The sequence below is a fragment of the Sphingobacterium sp. 40-24 genome (genome assembly GCF_001899705.1).
Taxonomy (GTDB): Bacteria; Bacteroidota; Bacteroidia; order Sphingobacteriales; family Sphingobacteriaceae; genus Sphingobacterium; species Sphingobacterium multivorum.
This window is the reverse complement of sequence record NZ_MKWH01000006.1, coordinates 48,577-60,625: the sequence shown is the minus strand read 5'-3', so window position 1 is coordinate 60,625 and position 12,049 is coordinate 48,577. Positions and strand designations below refer to the sequence as shown.

General features: G+C 39.9%; 8 protein-coding genes. 1 reads left to right on the top strand and 7 read right to left on the bottom strand.

Translation table 11 applies throughout. The annotated features are described in order from the left end of the window. Positions 1–9: 9 nt before the first annotated feature. From BGP15_RS01565 to BGP15_RS01535, 7 genes are all read right to left on the bottom strand, one after another. The gene (locus BGP15_RS01565) at positions 10–774 is read right to left on the bottom strand and encodes a response regulator transcription factor (protein WP_231585309.1); all 765 of its coding nucleotides are present in this window, start codon (positions 772–774) and stop codon (positions 10–12) included. A gap of 146 nt (positions 775–920) precedes the next feature. Then, positions 921–3,383 (bottom strand): phosphocholine-specific phospholipase C, encoded by a 2,463-nt coding sequence (locus BGP15_RS01560; RefSeq protein ID WP_286768529.1) that lies wholly within the window; start codon positions 3,381–3,383, stop codon positions 921–923. Continuing rightward, positions 3,383–4,876, bottom strand: a complete 1,494-nt coding sequence (locus tag BGP15_RS01555; RefSeq protein WP_112376555.1) for a SusD/RagB family nutrient-binding outer membrane lipoprotein — start codon at positions 4,874–4,876, stop codon at positions 3,383–3,385. The genes BGP15_RS01560 and BGP15_RS01555 overlap by 1 nt, the downstream gene beginning before the upstream one ends. A gap of 12 nt (positions 4,877–4,888) precedes the next feature. Continuing rightward, positions 4,889–8,110, bottom strand: a complete 3,222-nt coding sequence (locus tag BGP15_RS01550) for a SusC/RagA family TonB-linked outer membrane protein (protein WP_286768528.1) — start codon at positions 8,108–8,110, stop codon at positions 4,889–4,891. A 118-nt stretch (positions 8,111–8,228) separates the two neighbouring features. After that, positions 8,229–9,578 carry an MATE family efflux transporter gene (locus BGP15_RS01545; RefSeq protein WP_070567951.1) on the bottom strand — a complete coding sequence of 450 codons (1,350 nt, stop codon included), beginning with the start codon at positions 9,576–9,578 and terminating at the stop codon, positions 8,229–8,231. A gap of 15 nt (positions 9,579–9,593) precedes the next feature. Continuing rightward, a complete protein-coding gene (locus BGP15_RS01540) occupies positions 9,594–10,418 on the bottom strand; it encodes a siderophore-interacting protein (protein ID WP_070567954.1) in 825 nt (274 codons plus the stop codon). A 160-nt stretch (positions 10,419–10,578) separates the two neighbouring features. Beyond that, a complete protein-coding gene (locus BGP15_RS01535) occupies positions 10,579–11,565 on the bottom strand; it encodes a helix-turn-helix transcriptional regulator (protein WP_046675379.1) in 987 nt (328 codons plus the stop codon). 185 nt (positions 11,566–11,750) lie between these two features. Here BGP15_RS01535 and BGP15_RS01530 point away from each other — a divergent pair, with 185 nt between their 5' ends. Continuing rightward, a complete protein-coding gene (locus tag BGP15_RS01530; RefSeq protein ID WP_046675378.1) occupies positions 11,751–12,011 on the top strand; it encodes a hypothetical protein in 261 nt (86 codons plus the stop codon). Positions 12,012–12,049 lie beyond the last annotated feature (38 nt).

Here is a 12,049-nt window from a genome sequence, read left to right as displayed (position 1 = left end):
TTTAAATATTCAGTCTTCTATTTTTAAAACATATCCCATACCAATAACCGTATGGATCGCTTTTTTGCTCGTTACTTTTTCAATCTTTTTTCTCAGATAATTCACATAAACATCGACAACATTTGATCCGATATCGAAATTTATACCCCATATTTTGTCCAAAAGCTCCGTGCGCTCAAATACCTTTTTGGGGCTCTGAATAAACAACAAAAGCAAACGATACTCGGTACTTGTCAAATTGAGTTCCTGCCCGTCACAATAGGCTATTTTTTTATAATCATCGATACGCAGAAAACCATAACTAAATGTGTCTTTCGAAGGTAGCAATTCACGTTGCGTTGCCTGTACGATAGACTGTTGTCTGCGGATCAATGAACGTATCCGAGCCTTCAATTCAATTAGCTTAAAGGGCTTGGAAAGATAGTCATCGGCACCATTATCGAGTCCGAGCACCACATTTTCTGGAGTACCAAGTGCAGTCAGCATCATAACAGGTAAATCGGTATACCCCCACTGTCTGATCTGCTTACAAATATCCAGGCCATTGGTTCCCGGCAAAAGAATATCCAATAGCACAAGAGAGACATCTTGCTTCGCCAAAAGCTGTTCCAGACCTTCCGAACGCCCCAGATGAATGACCCTATAGCCATCCTCGCCTAAGCCTTGTACGATCAAATCAGCAACATCCTGTTCATCTTCAACCAAAATAATTTTTTGCTCCTCCATATTCGTCATGATGTGTAGCTCTCTGTAATGAACTACGATCCAAACCATAAAAATAACGTTTTGACACAAGAGACACAAATCCCATTTTTGCCCGAATCCACACAAAAAGATCCTTGCTTTATTTTGCAAAAGCGAAAGCGCTGTGTTCATCGATCGTGAAACAGCGCTTTCGTCCTAGTATTTAATTGGTTCAGTTATAATTTTACTTTACCCATCAACGGATCCGTCTTACTTGATTTACCAGTCTCTATATGTCCAGCATAGCAGAATTTGACCGCATGATCTTCTGAACACGTTATTTCGATATCATACCAACCTTCACTCTTGCTGCAATCGATTTCAACCAAAGCAGGATCATCCTTGCGCATTGCCTTCGCATGGAAAAGATCATAGGAACAGTCTTTAAGATATAAATCCCAATTTAGCGACTCTGATTGTACACAAAGAATAGGCTTTCCAGCAACTACTTTCGTATACACATCAATAGCTGGAATATGTGACTTTGCGCCTTCAATCGCACGATAGAAACCATTAGGGCCATGCAATGCAAATGATATGTACTCTCCTACAATTTTATCGAGTTCCCATTCATACGCTAATTGATCCCCTTCCCGTACCGTAAAATTCCAAACTTTACCCGCCTGATGGCCATCATACGCCACATAGGAAATAACATAATAAGGCATGCCCGCTCCCGCTTTAGCTGTATTGAGCCTTCTTTCCAAGGTTGAGCTGATGGAAAGCATCGTTGGTGTATGTCGTACTTTTAGCTGCAATTCATAAGGTAAAGCACAAGCATCCTTCCATCCCTGCTCTTGCATCTGCATAGCTGCATGATACTGACCTGTCGATTTGATTTCCTCCAGTTTTTGGCTGTCGATTTTCACAAAATCTGTTGGGAGTTTTTTATTCCTGGCGGAAAATATACGTTCAACATACCCGTCTCTGTCTACCGGATTAAGCCTTGTTTTGGAAATGTTATCTACAGGACGAAAAGAAGTTGTTAAGTCGCCACAGACCATTCTTCGCCATTGACTGATGTTTTCTTCCCGTATCACCTTACCCGTTTTCTTCTCCAAAAAATATTCTAAAAATTGAAGACAGGAGGTGTGGTCAAAAACTTCGGAATTGACCCAACCACCCTTAGACCAGGGTGAAGCTATCACCATTGGTACGCGATAGCCCAAACCAATAGGACTTTCAAAACTTACATTATTACTATTTCTCCTTTTTCGCTCCTGTTCTAGCGTAACATATTCATCCGAAGTGTCGATTTCTGACACGGCACCCTGATCTTTGTTCGTGCTCAATGGCGGAACAAAAGGAGCGATATGATCAAAATATCCATCATTTTCGTCATAAGTTAAGATGAAAATCGTCTTTTTCCAAACCTCAGGGTCTTTGGTCAATATATCGAGGACTTCGGATACGTACCATGCCCCATACCAAGGTGAGCCCGGATGATCCGAAAAACGACAAGGTGCCACTAACCACGACACTGTAGGTAATTGGCGATCTTCAACATCTTTTCTAAACTGATAAAAAACATCTCCGGCTGGCACCTCAACTTCCTGCCGCTTTCCACCTTCCTTATAACTTAATTTATCAAGTTTGTGAAAGTTGGGATCAGCTAGATTAGTCACAAATGCATTGTGATGGATATCTTTTTCGAACTGGGATAGCTTTTCAAAATTCTCGGGCGTATAATGAATGACATCCCTTTTCAAATCCTCCAATTCCGCTTTGGCTTTGTGCAGCAATTCTTCTTTTGGATTTGTTTCCAAAAATTTATGCAGCTCTTTTACCCGTTCTTTCATCCACTGATAATGTGCCAAATGATATCTTACACCATATTGTTGGTGAAACTCCAGGTTGTTATCTGTAAAATTGGCCAACCAATCTTCCTCTTCTCCTTTAAAGCCTACTGGTAAACTTAGTTCATTTTGATAAACTTTCCACGAGACCCCTGCTTTTTGCAGTCGTTCAGGATAGGTTTTCCATTTGACATCCTTGTAGTTGATCTGACCATTGTCTACATGCGCAACAGATTCGGGATTACGGGGTTCTTCGCGCACTGTACCAGTCCAAAAATACGATCGATTAGCGCTCGTTCCCGTCAGTGAAGAACAAAAATGCTGGTCACAAATTGTAAATGCATCTGCAAAAGCATAATAAAAAGGAATATCCGCACGGTTATAATAACCCATTGTTAAAGGCATAGCCTTATATTCTGAATTGCCAGAGCTCTTTGCTTCCAACCAATTATCCATTTTCCCGTCATGACGAGCAGCAACCATATCACGCCAACCATGCGGAAGCGACCCCATCCAAGTCGATTTACTATTGACGATATCTAAATGGAAAGGTGCAAAATATGCACCTTCCTTATTTCCTTGTATCCATACAGGTAGACCATTCGGCAATTTCATCGCGCGGGGATCGTTAAAGCCACGTACACCCTTCAAAGTTCCAAAACAGTGGTCAAACGATCTGTTTTCCTGCATCAAAAAGACAACATGTTCGGCATCCAAAAAAGTTGATCCTTTTGGAGCTTCAATCGCCAAGGCTTTTTGTATTGATTCAGGCAGCCAGTTTATGGCGACTGTACTCCCTGCCAGCATGGCTGCTTTTTTTAAAAATACCCTCCTTGAATCCATTATTTCAACCACCAAGTCTGTAAATTAATATTGTCATTTCCGCCAAATTGTGATTTGATCGCATCAGATACATTCGCCGTATTATTATTGTACTCATCTTGAGGATACATCCAGCGATAGGCTGTTTTCACATTCGCCGATTTACGGAAACTCGGATATCCCGTGCGCAAATGATCAAAATAAGCCGAGTATCCCCCCTGATGAAATGAGCGCAGGTATTTCTGCATCAAGATACGTTCGAGCTTTTGCTCATTGGAGCTAGCCCCGTCAAGACTTACCGAATTTTGTTCAAGATATTTGGCAGCTTGTGCTTCATTTGTATAAGTTCCTATATTTTTCGCATACTTTTCATAAAATTTGAACGATGCCTGTACTCCTTTGGTATACGTTGCATTGAGATCGCCCGTTATCCAACCTTTCAAAATGGCTTCAGCCAAAATAAACTGCATCTCCGAACAGCCCAATAAGACCAATGGCTCAGCTGTGGGATCTTGATAAAATCGTTCGTGGACTTTCGATAATTTACCTAATACAGCTTTTGCATTCACCTGTGCATAAGGAACAATCGGATCTCCGCCTTCATAAGCCGTAAAGTCATTAATCGCTTTACCCGCTTCTTTACCCAGTCTTGTTTGTGTAGCGACGGCAAATAACCGCGGATCTTTCAGGTCCTGCAATCGTTGGATAAAAGTGGAATCCATATACATTCCCGATCCATAACCGCTAGAGTTAAATTCAGGATAGCGATTACCCTCTTGATTCAAAAAGATGAGTTGCCCATCTTCACCACCACCAACATCAGTGATTCTAGACTCATTGGTAAATATTTTTGAAAATTCTGTTGCTGCATTAAATGGAAGATCAGTCGTTTTCTTCGAAAGCGTCAATAGTACTTTTAGGCGAAATGAATTGACTAACTTGTTCCAATTGCCACTATTTCCACCATAAATAATATCCCCATTTATGGTGTTATTGTTCTTCTTCAGAATAATACTTGCTTCCTCGAGCTCCTTCAATACACCCACCAAAACGTCTTTCTGTGTATCGTATTTCGGCGCAAAAATTGCTAAATTTTCACCCTTTGCTGCTTCTGAATAAGGGACATCACCAAACGTTAAGGTAAGATTATAAAAATAATACGCACGGAAAAATTTTGCTAATGCCAAATAACTTTCAGCGCCAATACGTTCAGCTTCTTCGGTCATCTTGGTAATATTGCGAAGATTACCATATTGCTCAAAGCTTCCCCTTTGCCAATTATAAATTTGATTCGCATTTTCACCATCTGTTTGCACAATCATTTTCAAGGCATATAGTGGTGAGGTACCGTGCCAGGTCCGAAAAGCATCCCATTCTACCTTCGTCAATAAAGCTTGCGGGTGGGTTGTTGTCGCTTCATTTGGATTAACATTTACTTCCGTCAATTTCTGACAAGAAGTCATGATTGAAAGAGAAAAGAATCCAAGAAATATATGTTTATTAAATAATTTCATCGTACTACTTTATTAAAACTTAAAATCTAGAGAAAAACCAATGTATCGCGTGGAAGGATCTTGTAAGTTTCCATCGTTTCCAACACCAAAATCAGGATCGATATAAGGTACTTTCTTCCACATAGCCAAATTATAGCCAAATAGTGATGCATTTAAGGCCGTAAGCTGTTTTAATTTAAACACCTTATTGACATCATAACCTACCGACAGTCTACGTAGTTTTACAAATGATCGATCAAATACATTGGCAAACAGTTTACTTTCAGACTCTGTAACTCTGGCCTGATAAGGATAATTTTGACTCCAAGCCTGCCAATCAACAGCTTTTGTATTACTTGTATACGTTCGGGTATCTGAAGTAATATTACCGTTCACGTCGCGGGTAAGCTCACCTCCTGTTACGATCACCCCATCTGGCACAAAAACTGGTTTCCCTGCATCGTATTGTTCCTGACGATATAAGACCGAAGAAGGATGCTTTCCACCCCACCACATTTTTTCTATGGTTGTCGAGTTCATCACGCCGCCAATAGATCCGTCGAAATCAAGATTTACCTGAAATCCCTTAAATTTAAACTGGTTTGCAAAACCAAATTGCCAGTCCGGTTGAAAGTAACCTAAATACTGTGGAAATGGATTTTTGGTCGGCATACCCGTATTCGGATTCAAGATAACCTTACCATCAGCCGATTTTTCCCAGACAGTACCATAATAGCTGTCTGCACGATCGCCTTTTTTAAGATTACCGTATTTCGCTTGGTTATTGTAAATTTCTTCCAAACGCTGAATTGCACGGGACCAGTTTACAGTCGACGTCCACGAAAATTGTTCATTTTTAATTATATTTCCTGTCAAAGAAATTTCCAGTCCTTTTGTACGGTATTTATTTCCATTCACCTTGCGCGAAGTAAAAGCGGATGCTTGGGAAATACTCAAATCGATAATCTGATTTTTATCAACAACATTATAGTACGTTACATCAGCCGAAAGCCTATTTTTAAAGAAAGCCATAGAAGCACCAATTTCTAAAGAAATGGACTGCTGTGGAAGGATATCAGGATTAATAATACCTGCAGGATAGGTTACTGATGGCGTCGAACCATAGGTAACATCTTTTTTATAAGTCGCAGCAATGCTATAAGGATCCAGATCAGAAGATACCGATGCCCAGGAACTGTACAATTTAACAAAGTCAATTTGCGCTGGCAGTTTAAAATAATCGGAGATAACACTACTTAGCGAAACCGATGGATAAAAGAATGACTGATTTGCTTTTGATAATGTGGAAGACCAGTCATTTCTTCCCGAAAAATTCAGATAGGTGGACTTAAACACATTTAAGTTTACCGACGCATAAGCACTTCGGATTATTTTCTCAGTTGTTGTATTTGTTGCCTTAACTGGACCTTGGGTATTGCCTAAGTTGTAGACAAATGGTACAACTAAACCATCAGTAGTTTGATAAAGCTCACGATAATCTCTTTTGAAAGTGGAAGATCCCGCATTAACGGTTACACCGAAATTATCAGACAACTGCTTAATATAGGTTGCTAAGACGTCCGCATCAAAATTGAGCTGCTTGCTATCCCAGTTTTTATAATCCCCATTCCGTGAATCGCCATAATTCATGTAAGACTTGGGACTCTGCATGTCCTGGAATAGATTTTTTTGTCTTGCTGCAGCACGACCTTTGATGGTAAATTCAGGTGAAATACGCCAAGTTAAAGCAGTCTGCCCGGCCAAAATATCCTGATCGTATACTTGGTTCAGCTCATTAGCTGCAAAATAAGGGTTGTTGTACCAAGCATAGTTATAGTTTGCTTGACGATAGCCTTCCTGTCCCGGAATATAGAGGTGATCCTTTAATTCCTGTCCATTTACATCATTTCCCATCCACAACAGAATCGTATACATATGATTTTTAGGTCCATATCCATACCTTGGATAATTTGGAGATTTCACTTTGTTATAGGATAAGTTAAGATCTAATTGTACCTCAGGAGTAAAACGGTAAGAGGTATTCAAATTTAATCCACCTGTAGAAAGCTTTGTATTGGGCACCTGACCTTTTTGATAGGCATATTTTCCTGTTCCAAATATGCTTACCTTTTCCGAACGATACGATAATGTCGCATTATTCTCGGTAATCAGTCCAGTTCCAAGGAAATCCTCTAAATTGTTATGTGCGACCCAATCAATCGGCACTCTTTCGTAACGTGACTTATCATTATACTTGGTTCCACTCACATCGCCCCACCAAGGAATCACTTCACCAGTTTGCTTATCACGAATCGGACTGTTCCATTGTGCCACCTTTATTCCGGAGTTCAATTTGGGTCCCCATGTCATATCTCCATCTGAAATCCCCCCATCAGCACCATCCCAAAACTCATATTTACCGTTGGATCCACTTCCGAACTCCTTTTGCGACTCAGGAAAAACTGTAAATCCAACAGAAAACATATTACTGGTTCCAACCGAAAACTCCAGCCTATCACTTTTTGCACTTTTGGTTGTAATTAAGATCGCGCCATTTTTACCGCGCGATCCATATAAAGATGAAGCAGCTGTTCCTTTCAGCACATTGATATTTTCTATGTTTTGACTGGACATGTCGTAAAAATCAGATTCTACAGGAATACCATCTACGACAATAAGTGGGCTCTTACCACGCAATTGAAAAGATGGTGCCTGAAAAATCCCCGTTGGATTATTAACGATAAGACCAGATACTTGTCCCGTTAGCGCTGTACCAATATTCATTGTTTTAGACTCTTTAAGTACGTCTAATTTGACTTCTTGGGTAGCGTAACCAATTTGCTTCTTTTGTTGCTTGATACCAATTGCCGTGACAACAACCTCATCCAACTTTGAATCATCCTTTTCCAAAACCACCACAAGATCCCCATCTGTAGCAGTTATTGTAGCTGTTTTATATCCTAAAGAAGAAACACGGATTTGGTCGCCAACCTGACCTTTCAGATTGAATTTACCATTAAACTCTGTACGCGTACTCTGTTTGCTGGTTTCATTGATGATCGTGCCGCCGTCAATAGGTTTGCCGTCCTGATCCTTAACAATCCCTTTAATAATAGCTTGATCGGCAATTTCGAGCTTGGTAGTTTCATTCGCAAAGTTTGCCCATACGCTATCGACATGTGCCGCATTCAGCAATGCAATAGCTAAGGTCACCTGAGCTGTTTTCCTAAATTGAGGTAGTTTAATAGGTTTCATTATTTTGAATTTTGCCCAAAAAAATGAAACCTATATTACTAGAAGATGAGTAGTATATTAACAATGCAATCTTAAAGATTGCTTAACTTAACATTAACATCGTTCGCGCTGCAATGTCTTATACATCAGTTTGCATATTGAGCTTCCGCGTGATTCGTCGAACCGCATAGATGACTATAATGAAAATAATCCAGTCTATCGCCGCGCTCGCTACATAAATGCTGTGTACACCAAAATATTTTGGCGCAATAATTAAGATAGGAATATAAAATACAACCTGTCGCAATACACTAATAAAAGTCGCAGGCTTGGCATGATCAATGGAAGGAAACCACACCATCGCCATAAAAATAAATGGAAGAACCAATAAAACACTCATGTAAATTCTGAAATCCATTAGCTGCTGTATTGAAAAAATCGCTCCTGGGATCATGATCGATATCACAGCAACGGGATGCAGCATCACCAGCAACCAGAACGGGAGCAGAATCAGCAGCCCAGTAATGGCAAATAAACGGTACGAATTGATACTTCTCGTATACTGCCCAGCACCATAATTCATCCCCGTTACAGGCTGCAAAGCCCGCATAAGCCCCCATAGTGGGGTATTTAATAAAATATAAAGCCGATTGATCGCCGTAAAAAACGTAATATCCATATTATTTCCGTAATTGGCCAATGCGTTGAAGACAACAATATTCTGGATTACAATCATGACCATCATGACAAAGCCGGGCATTCCTAATGAAAGCGTTTCTTTTAAAATCGATAAATCCCAAGATAAAGACCAAAACTTTGTTTTGAACGAAGCCTTTCCCCCGGCGTAATACCATACACCTAAAAATGTGTAGATGATCATCGATATATTGGTTGCCCAAGCTGCTCCTGAAACACCCCAACCAAAGTGTTCTATAAAAACCGGTTTAAGTAGGACATCAACAAGCAATCCTATTGCAATCATCCAGGCCGCAGTTTTCATACGACCCTCTGCACGAATAATCATGTTGAGGGACAAACCATAAATCCAGAAAAAACTACCCAATATGGTTGCTCGAAAGTAATCCACCCCAAGAGCCAATAAATCACCTCTACCCCCCATCATGTAGACTAATTTGTCGGCAAATGCATAGCAAGGGAGCGTAATTATAAGAGAGAAAATAATAGCCAAAAAATGCACCGTACCAAATGACCTATGTAATTTCTCCTGTTGATCCCCACCTATCCAAATACTAATTGCTGCCCCCATACCTGTTCCGATCAGGGTACCAAAACCTTGTGCAAATTGGGCTAAAGGATAGGTTACACCGACAGCTGCCAACGCTGTATTGTTAATCAGATGACCAACAAAAATACCATCCAGAAAATTGTTCAGACCATACAGGACCATTGCAATCACGGCAGGCCACGACATCTGCCACATCACCCTACTTAACTTACCGTTTAAGATCAGTTGTTTCTGTTTCTCCATAACCTATCGTAAACGTTAGGCCTGGATTTCTTCACTCTCACTACGGCGATCTGTAGCAGATTTATCTTCAGCAACTCCAGCTTTCCAATACGAATAAGCATAAAGCTCCTCTCTTCCCCAACCGAGATCCTTACGCAAATAATTGCGAATCTCCTTAACTGTCGAAAATTCAGCAGCTACATAAGCAAATTTATCCGCTACAGGCAAGGATCTGATCTTCACCAAATCCGCCAAAAGGCTACCTTCCTGTGGCGTATCATTATGTAACCAAATAAAATCAATAGCAGCCTTAGTCTTCAATTGCTGTATATCTTCGCTACCATGTACTTCAATCATACAGATTCCCTTTGCCAAAGGTGGCAAATCTTCTAAGATTGCCCCCAGAACAGGAATTGCAGTTGCATCCCCAACAAGGAGATAGTTAGCTGCAACTTCATATAGAGACGTCTTACCTGCTTTCATCAGAATCCCAAGCACGTCGCCAGGTTTTGCAGCCATAGCCCAAGCTGAAGCTGGCCCCTCATCACCATGGGCAACGAAATCAATCCATACTTCATTTCTATCAAGGTTGATACCGCGATGTGTATAAGTTCGAACTGTTGGCCTAATCGCCTCATCCATCGGCTTCCACTGCCCTCGTTCATAATCAAATTCTGGAAAATAAATGCGATCTACATGCTTTGGCGGAATCAAGATCTTGTTATTGACTCCGACGGTCGTATTAGCGATTTGATCTACACCATCACCAGTCAAATAAACACGAATATAATGTGGCGTCAGGTATTCTTTTCTACTTACAGTCAGGGCGAGCTGTATTACTTTCATTTCAGTTTTTCCCATGATTTTCTAATTACGTACATATTTGATCAAAAGACCATTATTAAGAATCTTTCTAAACAAAGGTAATTATTCGACTTTTATCAAACCCGATTCATGCGCTATTAAAACTTCCGTAAGAAGGAATAAAAGGTCCGTAAAGTGTAAAAAAAACTATTCCACATTACAAGGTATTTTTTAGCTTACTCGGTGGGATTCCAAATTTACGTTTAAAGGCGTCCGAAAAATGGCGTTGATTTTTGTAACCAACCAAATCAGAAACTTCACCGATTGTTCGATCTTCATCTAAGATCAGTTTCTTGGCATGTTCCATTTTTGCGTCATGCCAAAAACCAAAAACAGTCGTACCAAATAGCTCCTTAAAACCTTTTTTCAATGTGAATTCATTGGTACCCACCAGATGCGCGAGATTGACTAGTGTACTATTGGTATCCATATTTTTTAGTAGAAACTCACGAACGGCATATATCTTATCGATATCGGCTTTTTTTAACGAAACTGCTACAAAATCCTCTTCCTGAAACTGTTCCAATTGAAGAAGCAAGAGCTCCATAATCTTTGCTTCCAGGAAAATTTTCTTAAAAATTCCCTTTCGTTGACAATTGATTACATCGTCGATAATTTCATACATATCGTGGGTAATCCGTCTATGCATATTGGTCAGCAATCCCGATTTACCACGGTCAATAGCATTCCGAAAATCTGCAAAGAATTTAGAATCTTCGGGCAGGAATCTTTTAAAAAATTCGGGCGATAAGTTTATTTCACATAACTGAAACTCCTGATTCCCCCACTCCATTTGACCACACATTGAATTTCCGTAAATAATATTATGCTGGTATGTCTCAAAATTTACACCTAAGGGCATCATTTCGCCACTCGCCTGACTATTGCCTTTTAAGGCAAAGTGCATTTCAACTGTTTCAAAATCACTTTCAAAACGAAACCGCATCCGTTTAAATAACTGTGCATGACCGTAACCAATATGAATACCATCGAAGAAAACCTCCTTATAAAAACCTTTTCCAAATGTAGTATCTAAATGTGTTACAGATTCATAAATTCCAGTGTCGACAGAAAAGTAGGTACTTGGGTAAGTCCGCTCCAATAATAAATTGGGTGAATCAATATCATATAATCTTAGTGCCATTTTTAATTCCTTTTAGGATTCAAATAGTCTTACGCACATTAGGCAATATACCTTAACAGAAATATTCCCTTCGACGGACATTTTACTCCTTTATGCAGACCCCATAACAATAGAATGCCTGCTATCTTTGACTAAAGTATAAAATTATTTAGAATCATTCTTAATTATTTGAAAAATAATTCACTATGGATACAAATAGAAATCAGGATATGGCAGACAACTTTCCACTCATCCAGGATAGCATTTATAATAACATCAAGATTGCCAATCCAAATGCAACGAAACATGACATTATTTTAGCCGCAGAAAAAGCGAAAGTCTTAGATTTCGCCTGGGAATTTCCAAAGGGGCTCGACACATGGATTGATGATAGCAGATATCCTTTATCCAGCATACAACAACAACAAATTCAACTGGCCCGTAAATTTTTAAGGGCATTGTCGTAATGACAATGCCCTCCTTATGCTATGCCGGGTAGCGTACT

Bases quoted from the DNA above. Each gene is read 5' to 3' on its own strand.
- BGP15_RS01565 (WP_231585309.1), bottom strand. From the start codon at position 774: ATGGTTTGGATCGTAGTTCATTACAGAGAGCTACACATCATGACGAAT.
- BGP15_RS01560 (WP_286768529.1), bottom strand. From the start codon at position 3,383: ATGGATTCAAGGAGGGTATTTTTAAAAAAAGCAGCCATGCTGGCAGGG.
- BGP15_RS01555 (WP_112376555.1), bottom strand. From the start codon at position 4,876: ATGAAATTATTTAATAAACATATATTTCTTGGATTCTTTTCTCTTTCA.
- BGP15_RS01550 (WP_286768528.1), bottom strand. From the start codon at position 8,110: ATGAAACCTATTAAACTACCTCAATTTAGGAAAACAGCTCAGGTGACC.
- BGP15_RS01545 (WP_070567951.1), bottom strand. From the start codon at position 9,578: ATGGAGAAACAGAAACAACTGATCTTAAACGGTAAGTTAAGTAGGGTG.
- BGP15_RS01540 (WP_070567954.1), bottom strand. From the start codon at position 10,418: ATGGGAAAAACTGAAATGAAAGTAATACAGCTCGCCCTGACTGTAAGT.
- BGP15_RS01535 (WP_046675379.1), bottom strand. From the start codon at position 11,565: ATGGCACTAAGATTATATGATATTGATTCACCCAATTTATTATTGGAG.
- BGP15_RS01530 (WP_046675378.1), top strand. From the start codon at position 11,751: ATGGATACAAATAGAAATCAGGATATGGCAGACAACTTTCCACTCATC.